We start from the raw sequence: 15062 nt of genomic DNA, 5'->3' as shown, positions 1-15062 counted from the left end.
CGCGAAGGCGGTGTGTCAGCCACTATCAATGTCGGCTGAACCACCGCCTTCGCGAGCAAGCCCGCTCCCACAGGGTTTTGTGTCACTTAGTTGCGCTTGAGCATCACCGGCAATTGCGCCACCAGCTTCGCGTTGTTCAACGGCGCCCGGATGAAGCCGCGCTGCGTGCCGTCCGGCCCGATCACCGCGAGGTTGCCACTGTGGTCGACCGTGTAGTTTGGCTTGTTGGTGTCCGCCGGAATGAACGGAATGCTCACCGCGTTGGAGACCTTTTGCAGCTCATCGGTCGACTTTGGCGCCAAGCCGACAAACTGCGGGTCAAAGTAGCCCAGGTACTGCTTGAGCTGCTGGGGCGTGTCGCGATGGGGGTCGACGCTGACCAGCACGATCTGCAGCTTGTCCACCGCCTCGGGCGGCAACTCGCTCTTGATCTGTCGCAGCTGGGCGAGGGTGGTCGGGCAGACGTCCGGGCAGAAGGTGTAGCCGAAGAACAGCAGGCTCCACTTACCCTTCAATTCATTGATCGCGACCGGCTGGCCGTCCTGATTGGTCATCGTCACGTCCGGCAGATTGCGGCTCTGCGGCAGCAAAATGATACCGGCGTCGATCAGTGCCGTCGGGTCGCCCTGGTTTTTCCCGGACAGTACCTTGTTGACGGTCAGGCCCAGGATCAGTGCGACCAGGGCGACGAGGATGAAGACGGTTTTCTGGGTTCGAGTCATAGGTTCAACAGTAAGTAGTGGTCTACGAGCAGGGCGATAAACAGCAGGAACAAGTAGTAAATAGAGTACTTGAACGTGTTGATCGCCGCGTGCGGCCGAGTGCCACGGTACAACACCACGGCCCATTGCAGAAAGCGCGCGCCCAGCCCGAGCGCACAGACCAGGTAGAGCATACCGCTCATGTGGATCACGTAGGGCATCAGGCTGACGGCGAGCAGCGCAAAGGTATACAGCAGGATATGAATCTTGGTGTAGTGCTCGCCATGGGTGACCGGCAGCATCGGGATGTCGGCCTTGGCGTATTCCTCCTTGCGATGGATCGCCAGCGCCCAGAAGTGCGGCGGGGTCCAGGCGAAGATGATCAGCACCAGCAGCAGCGGTTCGGCGCTGACATGACCGGTGGCGGCGGTCCAGCCGAGCAAGGGCGGCGCGGCACCGGCCAGACCGCCGATGACAATGTTCTGCGGGGTCGCACGCTTGAGGAATCCGGTGTAGATCACCGCATAGCCGAGCAGCGAGGCGAGAGTCAGCCATGCGGTCAGCGGGTTGGTAAACGCCAGCAGCATGGCTTGCCCGAGGGCCGCCAATACCAGCGCGAACGTCAGCGCAGCAGTCGGAGAAATCCGGCCTTCGGCGAGCGGCCGTTTGTGGGTGCGCGCCATCACCGCGTCGATGCGCCGGTCCACCACATGATTGACCGCCGCGGCACCACCGGCACACAGGGCGATGCCCAGGTTGCCGAATACCAGCACCGTCCACGGCACCCCGGCACGGGTCGCGAGGAACATCCCCACCAGTGAAGTGATGAGCATCAGCACCACGACTTTGGGTTTGGTCAGCTCCAGGTAGTCACGCCAGATCGCCTGACTGGGACGTTCGCCGATCAGAATCGCCATGGCATCTCTCCTTTTATTGTTATGGGCCCGGCTGAGTGTTTACGCAGGCTGAAGCGCCAGCGCGTTGGCTGCTTGACCCGGACCAGACTGGTTCGAGCGTGGTAATTGACCAGCACCATGGTCAGCAACAGCGCGGCACCGCCCGCGTTATGCGCGACGGCCACCGGCAGCGGCAGATGGAACAACACGTTGCTGATACCCAGGGTGATTTGTGCACCAAGGGCGATCAGCACCAGGCCTGCCAGGCGCGTCATGCCGACCGCCTTCAATTGCCAGGCCAGGCCGAGCAACACCAGGGTGACCAGCAAGGCACCGATGCGATGGGTCAGGTGGATGGCCGTACGGGCGTCGCTGTCCAGTTGCCCGCCGAGGTAATTCGGCCCGATGTGTTGGGTCAGATGAAAGCCATTGGCAAAATCGGCAGGCGGCAGCCATTGGCCGTGACAGGTTGGAAAATCGATGCAGGCCACTGCGGCGTAGTTGGAACTGACCCAGCCACCGAGGGCGATTTGCCCGATCACCAGCAACAGCCCCGCCGTCGCCCAGTGCTGCAGACGTCGTGGCACGGTCAGCGCCGGCAGTACGCCGGACAGGCGCAAGGTCAGCAGAAACAATAGGCTCAAGGTCGCGAAGCCGCCAAGCAAATGCCCGGTGACCACCTGCGGCCAGAGCTTGAGCGTTACCGTCCACATACCGAACGCGGCTTGGCCAACGACCACCGCCAACAGAAACAATGGCAACTTCACCGGTTGCCCCGGATGACGGCGATGCAACCACGCACGACCGGCCAACACCGCGATCAACACACCCAGCGTGCCAGCGAAGTAGCGGTGGATCATCTCGTTCCAGCCTTTGTGGGCCTCGACCGGAGCGTCCGGGAAGTGCAATTCGGCATGGGCCAGCTGGGCTTCGCTTTTCGGCACGCTGATGAAACCGTAGCAGCCTGGCCAGTCCGGGCAGCCGAGGCCGGCGTGGGTCAGGCGGGTGTAGGCGCCGAGCAACACCACAATCAGTGCCAGCAAGGTGGCAAACAACGCGAGGCGAAATCCAGGCTTGGCCATGACGATGCCCTTATCCGATGTTCGACAGTTTCAGCAGGTGGCGCAGATCGTTCAGCAGGTCCTTGCCCTTCACCGACGGGTCGTAGCGCAGCACCAGATTGCCGTGGGGGTCGATGATCCACAGGTGCGGCGCGTCGTTGCTCTGAGCGCCTTTTGTGTAGGCAGGCAAGTCCAGTGAATAGCGTTGCAACTGCGGGTACTCGCGTTGAAGTTTAGTCTCGTAATCGCTGTTCAGCGCCTGCGCGGCGGCCAATGCATGGCTGGCACGGGACGCATCGCGGCCGAGGCCGATCTGGATCTGCCGCGCCAGATACACCAGTTGCTGGCAGTCCACCGCGCAATCCTTGGGCGCGGTCACCAGGATCTGCCAACGCTCTTCCTGGGCCTGCACGCCGATGTCCGCGCGGGTCTGACCGTTGCCGATCAGTTCGCCGTGATAACTGCGGCCCTCGGGTACCCAGAAATTCAGCTTGTACATGCCGGTGGCAAGGATCATCGGACCGATCACCCCGAGCAGGATCAGCAGCAGTTGCATACGGCCCTTGCGCCGGTTCACCGAAGGTTTCGCCTCAGACATGCTGGGTGGATTCATGGCCGCTCCCATGGTGTTTCTCCTTTGCGTTGTGCCAGCCGAGATAGAGATAAAGACCGAACAGGGCGATCGCCATGGCGAACCACTGCACGGCATAAGCGATATGTTTTTCCGGGCCCGTGGCGACCACCGGCCAGTCGGCCTGATAGGTGGCCGAAGCGGTTTCGGCGCGTAGCTCAAAGGCAAAGCCTTCGCGGTTCAGCGTCTTCCAGAGACTGGCCGGTTCAACGGCCGTAATCAGCTTCGGCCACGTCGCTGTCGCCGGGTCTGCATGCAACTGAAACGGCGCGCCGGGGGAGACGTAGACCCACGCGTCGAGGCTGACTGCCTCGACAGGTGTCTTGAATTGCACGGGTGTGCGGCGCTCCGGCCAGGGCAGCCAGCCGCGATTGACCAGCAGCCAGAGCCCGCTGGCCTGATCATGAAAGGGTTGCAACAGCTCGACGCCGACCCTGCCGTTACGTTGACTGTTGTCCAGCAGCAGGCTGTGTTCGGCATCGAAGCGGCCATGCAGGCGAACCCGGCGGAAAGCCGGGTCAGCGGTGTATTGCAGCTCGGTGCTGGCCATCGGCTCGGCGGCCCGGCGCTCGGCGTAGGTTTGCAGCAGCGCGCTTTTCTCCGCGCCCCGGCTCAATTGCCAGAACCCCAGGGACACCAGTAGCGGCAGCAACAGCGCGACCACCAGCGTTGGCACGATACCCGGCCGAAAGCGCTTCATGGCATTGCCAGAAAGTCGGTCATCGCGATAGCTATACTCAAGTGCATCGCTTGTCCCCCGGAGTCTCACCATGCTCAAAGCAGCCATCGTCCTGATGCTGATTGCCACGGTTGTCAGCCTGTTCAGCGGCCTGTTTTTTCTGGTCAAGGACGACAGCAGCTCAAACCGCCTCGTCATTGCCTTGAGTGTGCGTGTCACGCTGGCCGCCATTACCCTCGGTCTGATCACCTGGGGGTTTTTCAGCGGCCAGCTGGTGTCCCACGTGCCGTGGTAGCTCAAAGCTTCAAGCTTTTAGCTTCAAGCTGCTTCAAAGCACATAGACGAAAACGAACAACCCGATCCACACCACATCCACGAAGTGCCAGTACCAGCTCGCCGCTTCGAAGCCGAACTGGTGCTCGCTGTCGAAGTGCCCGCGCATGACCCGCATCAGCATCACGAACAGGATGATGGTGCCGATGGTCACGTGGGCGCCGTGGAACCCGGTGAGCATGAAGAAGGTCGCGCCGTAGATGCCCGAACCCAGGGTCAGACCCAGTTCGCGGTAGGCGTGCATGTACTCTTCGGCCTGGAAGATGAGGAATGCACAGCCCAACACTACGGTGAGCGCCAGCCAGAGTTTCAGTGCGCCGCGATGGCCCTTTTTCAAGGCGTGGTGGGCGATGGTCACAGTCACGCTGGAGCTCACCAGCAACACAGTGTTGAGCAGCGGCAGGCCCCAGGGGCTGATGACCTCCTTGGGTGGCGGAAACAGTTTCGAGTCGGGGTTGTCCAGCAGCGGCCAGGTGAACTGGAAGTTCGGCCACAGCATGTGCGCGACGCCTTTGGCGCCTTCACCGCCAAGCGCCGGCCCGGAGATGTGACGCACATAAAACAGTGCGCCGAAAAAGGCGATGAAGAACATTACTTCCGAGAAAATGAACCAGCTCATGCCCCAGCGGAACGAGCGATCCATTTGCGCGCTGTACAAGCCGCCGCGACTTTCCTTGATCACCGTGCCGAACCAACCGAACAGCATGTAGGCCAGCAGTAACCCGCCGACGAAAAAGATCAGTGGCCCATGGGATTCCGGGCGCGCCGCTTTCAGATCGTTGAACCAGGTGGCCAGGCCAAACACCGTGACGAACATGCCGACCGTGGCGATGATTGGCCATTTGCTCTGGGCCGGTACGTAATAATGCTCATGAGTTGCCATTTATTGTTCTCCTTATCGGGCACGCTCAGCCGCCAGTGTTTACAGCTACCGGTGGATGTCGGGCGGTGATATCGAACAGCGTGTAAGACAGCGTCAGGTGCTTCACATCCTTGGGCATGTCACGGTCAACGATGAAACGTACCGGCATCTCGATCCGTTGACCGGGCTGCAGCACTTGCTGGGTAAAGCAGAAACATTCGGTCTTGTGGAAGTACGCCGCCGCGGAGCTTGGCGCGATGCTCGGCACTGCCTGGGCACTCATCGGCTTATCGGTAGGGTTGTGGGCGATGAAGATCATCTCGTTCACCGCCCCCGGGTTAGCGGTCAGCTCGTCATGCTTGGGGTAAAAATCCCATGGCATATCGGCGGTATTGGTCGACAAGAACTGCACACGCACCTGCCGCGAGGTGTCGACCGTCTGCTCCCCCTCGTACTGCCCGGCTGTCTTGCCATTGATACCGAAGGCCCTGCACATCACGTCGTAGATTGGCACCAGCGCAAACCCGAACACAAACATTGCCACCACCACCGTCAGCAGGCGCGTGACCAGTTTCTTCATTGAAATCGAGTCAGCCATGGTTTTGAACCTCTACGCCAACCCCTGTAGGAGCGAGCCTGCTCGCGAAAAACTGGAGAGCGCCGCGGGGTGTCAGGTTGCCAGCGTTATCGTTGACGACCATCGCGAGCGAGCTCGCTCCTACAAAGGGGCAGGCGTTCATTTCACTTCCGGCGGCGTGGTGAAGGTGTGATACGGCGCTGGCGACGGGATGCTCCACTCCAGGCCTTCAGCTCCATCCCACGGTTTGGCCGGTGCCGGCGGGCCGCCGCGAATGGTCTTGATCACGATGAACAGGAAGAAGATCTGCGTGGCCCCGAACATGAATGCGCCGATCGACGACACCATGTTGAAGTCGGCGAACTGCAGGTTGTAGTCCGGAATCCGTCGCGGCATGCCCGCCAGCCCCACAAAGTGCATAGGGAAGAAGGCCAGGTTCATGCCGATGAACGACAGCCAGAAATGCAGCTTGCCGAGGGTTTCGTCGTACATGTGGCCAGTCCATTTCGGCAACCAGTAATAGGCCGAGGCGAAGATCCCGAAGATCGCCCCCGGTACCAGCACGTAATGGAAGTGCGCGACTACGAAGTAGGTGTCCTGGTACTGGAAGTCCGCCGGGGCGATAGCCAGCATCAGTCCGGAGAAACCGCCGATGGAGAACAGGATCACGAACGCCACGGCAAACAGCATCGGTGTCTCGAAGGTCAGCGAGCCCTGCCACATGGTGCTGGCCCAGTTGAACACCTTCACGCCCGTTGGCACCGCAATCAACAGGGTGGCGTACATGAAGAACAGCTCGCCCACCAGCGGAATGCCGACCACGAACATGTGGTGCGCCCAAACGATGAACGACAGGAACGCGATACTCGCCGTGGCATAGACCATCGAGGTGTAGCCGAACAGCGGCTTGCGCGAAAAGGCCGGAATGATCGAGCTGACGGCACCGAAGGCCGGCAGGATCATGATGTACACCTCGGGGTGGCCGAAGAACCAGAACACATGCTGGAACAGCACCGGGTCACCGCCACCGGCAGCGCTGAAGAAACTGGTGCCGAAGTGGATGTCCATCAGCATCATGGTCACGCAGCCCGCCAGCACCGGCATCACCGCGATCAGCAGGAACGCTGTGATCAGCCAGGTCCAGACGAACAACGGCATTTTCATCAGCGTCATGCCGGGGGCGCGCAGATTTAGGATGGTGGCGATCACGTTGATCGCCCCCATGATCGAGCTGATCCCCATCAAGTGAATGGCGAAGATGAAGAAGGTCACGCTTTCCGGTGCGTAGGTCGTCGACAGCGGCGCGTAGAACGTCCAGCCGAAGTTCGGCCCGCCACCGGCGGTGAACAGGGTCGACACCAGCATCAGGAACGCCGCCGGCAACAGCCAGAAGCTGAAGTTGTTCATTCGCGGCAGGGCCATGTCCGGCGCGCCGATCATCAGCGGGATCATCCAGTTGGCGAGGCCGACGAAGGCCGGCATCACCGCGCCGAAGACCATCACCAGACCGTGCATGGTGGTCATCTGGTTGAAGAATTCCGGCTGGACGATCTGCAGCCCCGGCTGGAACAGCTCGGCGCGAATCACCATCGCGAACGAACCGCCGAGCAGGAACATGGAAAACGCAAACCACAGATACAGGGTGCCGATGTCCTTGTGGTTGGTGGTCAGCACCCATCGCATCAGGCCTTTGGCGGGGCCGTGGGCGTGGTCGGTGGCGGTATGAACATGTTCATCGATTACAGCAGTCATGTCCTGTCTCCTGCAAACAGATGGGCTGGGCAGGTCGGGGTCCGTAGCCCCGACCGGTTCCTTACGTGCGCAATAGACCGGGTCATTTGCTTTCCGCCTGTTTCAGCTCCAGCACTTCTTTTGGCGTGACCATGTCGCCCTTGTTGTTGCCCCAGGCGTTACGTTCATAGGTCACGACCGCTGCGATATCGACTTCCGAGAGCTGTTTGCCGAACGCGGCCATGGAAGTGCCAGGCTTGCCGTGGAAGACAATGCTCAGGTGATCTGCTTTCGGTCCGGTGGCGATTTTCGAGCCCTTGAGTGCCGGGAACATCGGCGGCAGGCCCTGGCCTTCGGCCTGGTGACAGGCCACGCAAGTGGTGTGATAGACCTTGTCGCCGCGCTCCTTGAGCTCGTCGAGGGTCCATTCCTTGCTGGTCAGCTCTTTGAGCTGCGCGGCCTCGACCTTGCGATCGGCCAGCCATTTTTCGTAATCGGCCTTTTCCTTGACCTCGACCACGGTCGGCATGAAGCCGTGATCCTTGCCGCACAACTCGGCGCACTGGCCACGGTAGATGCCGGGCTTGTCGATGCGGGTCCAGGCTTCATTGACGAACCCGGGTATCGCATCGCGCTTGACCGCGAATGCCGGCACCCACCAGGAGTGGATCACGTCAGCGGAGGTCACCAGGAAGCGCACTTTGGTGCCGACCGGCAGCACCAATGGCTTGTCGACCTCGAGCAGGTAGTGCTCACTCTTGGCTTCCTTGTTGTGGATTTGATCCTGGGGGGTGGTCAGGTTGCTGAAGAACTCGACGTCCTGGCCCAGGTATTTGTAGTGCCACTTCCACTGGTAGCCAGTGACCTGGATATCGATCTCCGGCTCGCTGGCGTCGTACATCTTGATCAGGGTCGCGGTAGCGGGAACCGCCATGGCCACCAGGATCAGGAAGGGCACGATGGTCCAGAGGATTTCGACGGTGGTGCTTTCATGAAATTTGGCGGCCACCTGCCCGGTCGAGCGGCGGTGGAGAATCATCGACCAGAACATGGCACCAAAAACGATGATGCCGATCACCACACAGATCCAGAAAATGGTCATGTGCAGGTCGAATACTGCGTGACTGATTTCAGTCGCTCCAGGCGCCATATTCACAGTCCAGGCCGCTTGCGCCTGACTGAAAATCGACCACAACAGGAGGCCCATCCAGACATGTGGATGTCGCATCATTGCGGGTTCCCCTTATCGTTCTTGTTATCCCGCCGGCTTTCACCTGCGGCAAGGGAGCGGCTGCATCAGACTACGAACTTGAGCACCGGGCCTTGCTGCATATGCAGTCGGGCGTCATCAGCTAACTCCATTCCACCCCGAGTATAGACAGCACCTCTGACCTCGCAATGCGAAGGCGTAAATCATCTGAAACAGCATTAACTTGCTTTGCAGGGCACGAATGGAGAAGGATGCAGACGAGTGGTGGCAAACCGATATAACGGGGCCGTCTCAAGGATGAAATAATTATGACAAATGCGTCTTAGCATTTTTCGTAAGCCAGCTAAGTTATGTCTTCCCTATTTCATTGCCTTGTTTCCTGGAGTTTTCATGAACACCGCCGCATTGCGCGAGCAGATCCAAAAAGCCCAACAACACGAAGCCGAGACCGGCCTGCTGACGCGTCAGCTGGAAAGTAAGCTGCCTCACCTACACCCGGCGATCCAATTGCCGGAAGCGGACGCCAATGGCGTGCTGACGCGATTTGTCGCCGCCTACATCGAAGAAGTGCCCGATCTGCTGGATGCAGCCAATGAAGTCGCCAAGGAAGCGGGCATTGAGTCACAGATCAAACCGGTGCTGAAAATCGCCGAGCAGTACTTCCTCCAGCCGCCTGCCATCATGGCCGGCCATGTCGGGCTCGACGGCCTGCTGGATGAAGCCTATCTGGCGCACCGGTTTGTCGAAGAGGTCAACGACCTGTACATCAAGCATTTCGGCCAGCCACTGATCCCCTTGGACATGACTGTCGCCAACCTGATTGCTCACCAATTGATCGGTGAGGAGTTCGCCAACCAACTGGATGAGGCGGTGCATCACGCCATCGACGAGATGCTCAACGAAGAGAGTTTTGCCCTGGAGTCGGTGGAAACCTACCGCGACAAGCTCAGCAGCCCGGACACCGGTGCCGCATGGAAACGCTGGCCGTGCATGTCCCGCCGCCTGGGCGTAGGCCTGGAACTGGATCAGCCGGCGGCTTGATTCCTGAAACCTGTGGGAGCAGGCTTGCTCGCGAATGCGGTCAATCATTCAACGTTGATATCGACTGACACGCCGCTTTCGCGAGCAAGCCCGCTCCCACACAGGTACCTCAGCCAACCGCGCCGACGCCGGTATTCGTCCGCACCCGCCCCTCAAGCCGACGCTTCAATCCCCGCGATTCAATCAACAGCTTCGAACCCTTGCCCGCATTGGCTCGCCCCCATTCCTCCAGTAACTCCAGACACGAGTGATCGATGTAGCTCAGGTTATTGAGCGGCACATGCACCGTCGTACCCACCGGAATGCTGCCCAGCACCTGGGTCAGCGCCGGTACTTTGAGGAAGGTCGCCGCGCCCACCAGGCGCAACTCCATTTCCCCTTCCCGGGGCAGGTCGATCAGGCTGATCTTCAAGCGCGAGGCTTTCAGCGCCAGTTTCACCAGGGTCAGGCCAAAGCCAATCAACACGCCCGTCAGCAGGTCGGTAAAAACGATGGCCAACGCGGTTGCCGCGTAAGTGAACATCGGCGCCCGACCGTACCGGCCCAACCCCCGAAAGACCTTGAGATCCACCAGTTTGAAACCGGTGTACACCAGCACACCCGCCAGGCTTGCCACCGGAATGCTTTGCAGGACGCTGGACAGCAACAGCACGAACGCCAGCAGCCACAGGCCGTGGAATATGGTCGAAAACCGCGTGGTTGCTCCGGCCTGAACATTCGCCGAACTGCGCACGATAACGCCGGTCATCGGCAATGCCCCAAGCAGGCCACACAACATGTTGCCGATACCTTGCGCCGACAATTCCCGGTCGAAGTCCGAGCGCTGGCCGCTGTGCATGCGATCAACCGCCGCGGCTGAGAGCAAGGTTTCGGCGCTGGCGATAAAGGCCACGGCAAACGCCGCGATCAGCAATGTCGGATCGGCCAGGTTGAGCAGGTCCGCCGGCTTCAGCCAGTCGATAGCCTCCGTCAGGTTGGCCGGTACCTCAACCCGTTTGACCTGCAACGCCAGCACCAGGCTGGCAAGCGTGGCCAGACCGACACCCAGTAGCGCCCCGGGAATGAAGCGCAGGGATTGCGGACGGAATTTTTCCCACAGCCACATGACAGCAATCGTCGACAACCCGAGCAAACCGGCTTGCCAGCCAAACGTGGGCAATGCCTGAGCCAGCGCCGCCGGGAAGGCTGCGAGGTTATCGAGGCCCGAGGGTTTGGGCACGGCATCCAGCATGACATGCACTTGGGACAGGACGATCAGCACACCAATCCCGGCCAGCATGCCGTACACCACCGCAGGCGCCGTCACCCGAAACCAGCATCCCAGCTTCAATCGGCCCGCCACCAGTTGCAGCAAACCCGCCAGTAACAGGATAGGCCCAAGCATGGCGATACCGTGTTGGCGGACCAATTCGAAGACCAGAACGGCCAGACCCGCCGCCGGGCCACTGACTTGCAGCGGCGAGCCGGCCAACCAGCCGACCACCAGACCGCCGATGATGCCGGTGATCAGGCCTTTGGCGGGTGGCAACCCCGAGGCAATGGCGATGCCCATGCACAGGGGCAGGGCGACCAGAAACACGACCACCGAAGCCAACAGCTCCCGTGGCAGAACAGCTTTGAGTCGAGCAGCACGCATGGTGAGTCTCCCGAAGTTTTCTTCAGGCATGGCAAAGCCAGGCTGCCTGAACGGCAGCCTCGGCTAAACCACACAACGATTTAGGAGGATTTAGAAGCGCGCTTTGGGCGTCGCCACGGGAATTGGCAGGCTGCCATTGAGCGGCAGGAAACAGCCTTGATCGGCGTCGTACGCTTTGATTTCGCTGGTTTCGATGTTGTAGACCCAGCCGTGGATAAACAGCTGACCGTTGGCCATGCGCGAGGCAACCGACGGATGGGTACGCAGGTGCTGCAATTGGGCGATCACATTCTCCTCGGTGAGGATGTGCATGCTTTCGCTTTCGTTAGAGCAGTTGCAGTTCTCCTGCACCATGGTCTTGGCCACTTCGGCATGACGCAGCCAGGCTTTGACCGTGGGCATTTTCTCCAGACTGTCCGGGTTGAGTACCGCGCGCATGGCGCCGCAGTCGGAATGCCCGCAGATGATGATGTGATGCACCCCCAGAGCCAGCACGGCGTACTCGATGGCCGTGGAAACACCACCGTTCATTTGCCCGTAAGGCGGCACAACGTTGCCGACGTTACGGGTCACGAACAGGTCGCCCGGGGAGCTTTGTGTGATTAACTCAGGAACGATGCGCGAATCGGCGCAGGCGATGAACATCGCTCGTGGCCGCTGGGCCGTGGCGAGTTTCTTGAAGAGCTCTTCCTGCTGAGGAAAGATCTCATGATGAAAATGCAAAAAGCCGTCAACGATATGCTTCAACGCTGCATCGGCGGTTTCGGCCTCGGGTTGGGCTGAAGCCGACGCAGCCAACGGCTGTTTATCCTTGTCACTCATCAATTCATCCTCATTGGCGGGCTCAGGGAGTCATCCCGTGTGGTCCGGTGTGAAGCCAGTGGCTGGTTAAAAAACATCCAGGCCAAACATCTCGACCCATCAGTCACTCGATGAACAAGGTAGCGGCCGAATCTTAATTGAAACTGAATAAAACGCTCTAGAATGCGTGTTCCAGGTCACAAAAAACGTGACCAACCTAAGGCGTGAGCGCGATGTTCAGTACTCAACCTTAGGCCAATTGTCCTCAAATCAACGACATTTGGCGACCGGGCGGACAAAAGGCATTGCAGTCCAGGTCAAAGCCTTCCCGGTGATTGAGCCCCAGGCGCTTGATGGTTTTGGCAAAGCGCTGTGCCAGCAGGTCGGCGAAGGGGCCTTCGCCGCGCATTCGAGCGCCAAAGCGGCTGTCGTAGAGTTCACCGCCACGGCTCTGGCGAATCAGGCTCAGCACATGCGCCGCCCGTTGAGGGTAGTGGGTCGCCAACCATTCCTCGAACAGAGGCGCCACTTCAAGCGGCAAGCGCAGCATCATGTAGGCAGCACTCTGCGCCCCGGCTGCATGGGCCTCAGTGAGCAGACTCTCGAGTTCGCTGTCGTTGATCATCGGGATCATCGGCGAACACAGCACACCCACCGGAATGCCCGCCTCGCGCATGACCCTGATCGCCCGCAACCGGGCCTTGGGCGCTGCGGCGCGGGGTTCGAGGATGCGCTTGAGCTCATCGTCCAGTGTGGTCAGGCTGATCATTACCGCCACCAGTCTTTGGCTGGCGAGCTCGGTCAGCAGGTCCAGGTCACGAAGAATCAGCGAGCCCTTGGTCACGATGGTCACCGGGTGCCGGTAACGCAGGAGTACTTCGAGGGTTCGGCGGGTGATCTTGTATTCACGCTCGATCGGCTGATAGGGGTCGGTGTTGGAGCCGAGGTTGATAGGTGCACATTGATAGCCACGTTTGGACAACTGCTCTTCCAGCACATCCACGGCGTTGGTCTTGGCGATCAGTTTTGTCTCGAAATCCAGCCCGGGCGACATGTCCCAATAGGCATGACTGGGGCGCGCATAACAATAAATGCAACCGTGCTCGCAGCCGCGATAAGGGTTGATCGAGCGATCGAAGGGCAAGTCCGGCGACGTGTTGCGGGTGATGATGGTTTTCGCCGTTTCAATGCGCACCTCGGTGCCTTGGGTCAGCGGCACTTCCTGGTACCAGCCGTCGTCTTCGACCACCGAATGACTGGGGGCGAAACGGTTGTGCGGGTTGGTCGCAGTGCCGCGGCCACGGGGAGGAAATGGCGTGTGCATGAAAAACACCCAATGACTGTATGCGCATACAGTACATCGATCAAAACCGCTCGACCAGCGCCGTTCGGCACTTTCTGATTATTTGTCATGCATGCTTGCGTGAAGCAACCGGGAGAAACATATAAAGCCTGGCTGTTGTGACAAAACTGCATGTACCATTTTTTCGCTGCAAAACATAAACACCGATATTCTATAAAAGGATTTATTTATGTCGTTTTTTGATCGCCGCGGTATCTTTTTGCAAAAACTTGGACCGACTGTAGTCGCCCCAGATGAAGTACTGGTATCGATGCAGTTCGCACTCAAGGAAGAAGGTTGGGATGAAGAAAACTCGGTCGTGACCACCTCTTTGCTGGACTCCACCACGCTGATTGCGTCCTCATACGACGGCGGCCAGTCTTTTAGTATCGGCAGTATCGACAAAGATATTGATGGTAACGGGACCATCAATTCCGATGATAAGGAAAAACTGCTGGCTCTGGCCAAAGCGTACGCCGGTATTGCGAAACCTTGAACCAAAGGTCCAGGCAAATATATTGTTATTAATCAGGTCCGGTCGAAGTTAATCATCGAGCGGGTTTGATTTTTTTGTCGCCCATAACAATGCTCTTTCAATGAGCGAAGCTCGATCCTTGATGAAACATTCATCATCCCGTCAGCTTCACGATTCTTTGACAGCCCTCTCACAGGCCTTTGACCGGGCGTAGTTGATCCTTGCCAGCATCTTCCCGTCCCTTTCAGAACGGTCGCTCAAGCATGCCCTTACCACGATTCATATCTGCAATCTGCCTGTCGCTCGTTGCACTCGTTAACCAGACACCGGCACTTGCTGACGACAGTCAGATTCAGCGTCCGGCGGACTGGGCTCAACCCGTCGAAAAGCAATACAACCTCTTTCAAATGTCGCCAACCCTCTACCGCAGCGCCTTGCCGGACAAGGATGCGGTGCCGCTGCTGGAGAAACTCAAGGTCGGCACGGTGATCAACTTCCTGCCTGAAACGGACTCCAGTTGGCTGTCCACGCCAGGCATCACACAAGTACAGCTGCCTTATCGCACCAACCATGTGGATGACGCCGATGTGCTCAAGGCCCTGCGCGCCATCCAGTCTGCCGAAGCCAAAGGCCCGGTGCTGATGCACTGCAAACACGGCTCTGACCGTACCGGCCTGATGGCGGCCATGTATCGGGTTGTCATCCAGGGCTGGAGCAAGGAAGAGGCCCTGAACGAAATGACCGAGGGCGGCTTTGGTGACAGTACCCACTTCAAGGACGGCATCCGCTACATGATGCAGGCCGACGTCGAAAAACTGCGCACGGCCCTGGCCAATGGCGATTGCAGCACCAGCCCGTTTGCCGCGTGTTCGATGAAGAGCTGGTTCAAGTCCGCTCATATCGAATAAAAAAGTTCACCACGTAATTCCGGGAAACTGTAGGAGCTGCCGAAGGCTCGGGCCGCGTTCGGACGATCTTTTGATCTTGATCTTCAGAAATCTCCAGATAGCAAAAGCAAGATCAAAAGATCGCAGCCTTCGGCAGCTCCTACAGAAGACATTTCGTAATCTGTGCCGTGAAGAACCT

The 15062-nt window shown here is 59.3% G+C and carries 16 protein-coding genes; 4 read left to right on the top strand and 12 right to left on the bottom strand.

Going from position 1 to position 15062, the window contains the following annotated elements; genetic code table 11:
* Nucleotides 1-86: 86 nt before the first annotated feature.
* The 5 genes from AC07YV_RS26665 to AC07YV_RS26645 are packed head-to-tail and all read right to left on the bottom strand — an operon-like array spanning nt 87 to nt 3989.
* Nucleotides 87-722: an SCO family protein gene (locus AC07YV_RS26665; RefSeq protein ID WP_102702114.1), complete on the bottom strand. Its 636-nt coding sequence runs from the start codon at nt 720-722 to the stop codon at nt 87-89.
* A complete protein-coding gene (gene cyoE, locus AC07YV_RS26660) occupies nt 719-1618 on the bottom strand; it encodes a heme o synthase (RefSeq protein WP_015092898.1) in 900 nt (299 codons plus the stop codon). The genes AC07YV_RS26665 and cyoE overlap by 4 nt, the downstream gene beginning before the upstream one ends.
* Nucleotides 1606-2679, bottom strand: coding sequence for a COX15/CtaA family protein (locus tag AC07YV_RS26655; RefSeq protein WP_102702115.1), 1074 nt, complete (start codon nt 2677-2679; stop codon nt 1606-1608). The genes cyoE and AC07YV_RS26655 overlap by 13 nt, the downstream gene beginning before the upstream one ends.
* Nucleotides 2680-2689: 10 nt before the next feature.
* Nucleotides 2690-3283, bottom strand: a complete 594-nt coding sequence (locus AC07YV_RS26650) for a PA_0111/PP_0108 family redox-active disulfide protein (protein WP_015092896.1) — start codon at nt 3281-3283, stop codon at nt 2690-2692.
* A complete protein-coding gene (locus AC07YV_RS26645; protein ID WP_102702116.1) occupies nt 3249-3989 on the bottom strand; it encodes an SURF1 family protein in 741 nt (246 codons plus the stop codon). Before AC07YV_RS26645 ends, AC07YV_RS26650 begins: the two co-directional genes overlap by 35 nt.
* Nucleotides 3990-4059: 70 nt before the next feature.
* Between AC07YV_RS26645 and AC07YV_RS26640 the strand changes: the two genes are divergently transcribed.
* On the top strand, nt 4060-4263 hold the full coding sequence (locus AC07YV_RS26640; RefSeq protein WP_102702117.1) for a twin transmembrane helix small protein: 204 nt from the start codon (nt 4060-4062) through the stop codon (nt 4261-4263).
* Between the two features lie 33 nt (nt 4264-4296).
* Here the strand turns inward: AC07YV_RS26640 and AC07YV_RS26635 are convergent, their stop codons facing one another.
* The 4 genes from AC07YV_RS26635 to coxB all read right to left on the bottom strand — a co-directional run bounded on the left by AC07YV_RS26635 (nt 4297) and on the right by coxB (nt 8702).
* Nucleotides 4297-5184, bottom strand: a complete 888-nt coding sequence (locus tag AC07YV_RS26635; RefSeq protein ID WP_102702118.1) for a cytochrome c oxidase subunit 3 — start codon at nt 5182-5184, stop codon at nt 4297-4299.
* A 25-nt stretch (nt 5185-5209) separates the two neighbouring features.
* Nucleotides 5210-5761, bottom strand: a complete 552-nt coding sequence (locus tag AC07YV_RS26630; protein WP_102702119.1) for a cytochrome c oxidase assembly protein — start codon at nt 5759-5761, stop codon at nt 5210-5212.
* 138 nt (nt 5762-5899) lie between these two features.
* Complete coding sequence (gene ctaD / locus AC07YV_RS26625) at nt 5900-7492, bottom strand: cytochrome c oxidase subunit I (protein WP_102702120.1); 1593 nt, start codon at nt 7490-7492, stop codon at nt 5900-5902.
* A gap of 82 nt (nt 7493-7574) precedes the next feature.
* On the bottom strand, nt 7575-8702 hold the full coding sequence (gene coxB / locus AC07YV_RS26620; protein ID WP_102674486.1) for a cytochrome c oxidase subunit II: 1128 nt from the start codon (nt 8700-8702) through the stop codon (nt 7575-7577).
* Between the two features lie 369 nt (nt 8703-9071).
* Here coxB and AC07YV_RS26615 point away from each other — a divergent pair, with 369 nt between their 5' ends.
* Nucleotides 9072-9722 carry a hypothetical protein gene (locus AC07YV_RS26615; RefSeq protein ID WP_102702121.1) on the top strand — a complete coding sequence of 217 codons (651 nt, stop codon included), beginning with the start codon at nt 9072-9074 and terminating at the stop codon, nt 9720-9722.
* Nucleotides 9723-9831: 109 nt separating this feature from the next.
* Here AC07YV_RS26615 and AC07YV_RS26610 read toward each other — a convergent pair whose 3' ends face one another.
* From AC07YV_RS26610 to AC07YV_RS26600, 3 genes are all read right to left on the bottom strand, one after another.
* Nucleotides 9832-11358 carry a SulP family inorganic anion transporter gene (locus AC07YV_RS26610; protein ID WP_102702122.1) on the bottom strand — a complete coding sequence of 509 codons (1527 nt, stop codon included), beginning with the start codon at nt 11356-11358 and terminating at the stop codon, nt 9832-9834.
* A gap of 90 nt (nt 11359-11448) precedes the next feature.
* Nucleotides 11449-12180, bottom strand: coding sequence for a carbonic anhydrase (locus AC07YV_RS26605; RefSeq protein ID WP_015092887.1), 732 nt, complete (start codon nt 12178-12180; stop codon nt 11449-11451).
* A 244-nt stretch (nt 12181-12424) separates the two neighbouring features.
* Nucleotides 12425-13483: a PA0069 family radical SAM protein gene (locus AC07YV_RS26600; protein WP_102702123.1), complete on the bottom strand. Its 1059-nt coding sequence runs from the start codon at nt 13481-13483 to the stop codon at nt 12425-12427.
* Between the two features lie 208 nt (nt 13484-13691).
* Here AC07YV_RS26600 and AC07YV_RS26595 point away from each other — a divergent pair, with 208 nt between their 5' ends.
* Together AC07YV_RS26595 and AC07YV_RS26590 are read left to right on the top strand one after the other, a co-directional pair.
* On the top strand, nt 13692-13997 hold the full coding sequence (locus AC07YV_RS26595) for a hypothetical protein (RefSeq protein WP_102702124.1): 306 nt from the start codon (nt 13692-13694) through the stop codon (nt 13995-13997).
* Nucleotides 13998-14239: 242 nt separating this feature from the next.
* Nucleotides 14240-14884, top strand: a complete 645-nt coding sequence (locus tag AC07YV_RS26590) for a dual specificity protein phosphatase family protein (protein ID WP_102702125.1) — start codon at nt 14240-14242, stop codon at nt 14882-14884.
* Nucleotides 14885-15062: the final 178 nt, after the last annotated feature.

It is taken from the genome of Pseudomonas sp. GW456-E7 (genome assembly GCF_059424105.1).
Note: the sequence above shows the minus strand (reverse complement) of the source record. Positions and strands in the feature narration are given on the sequence as shown.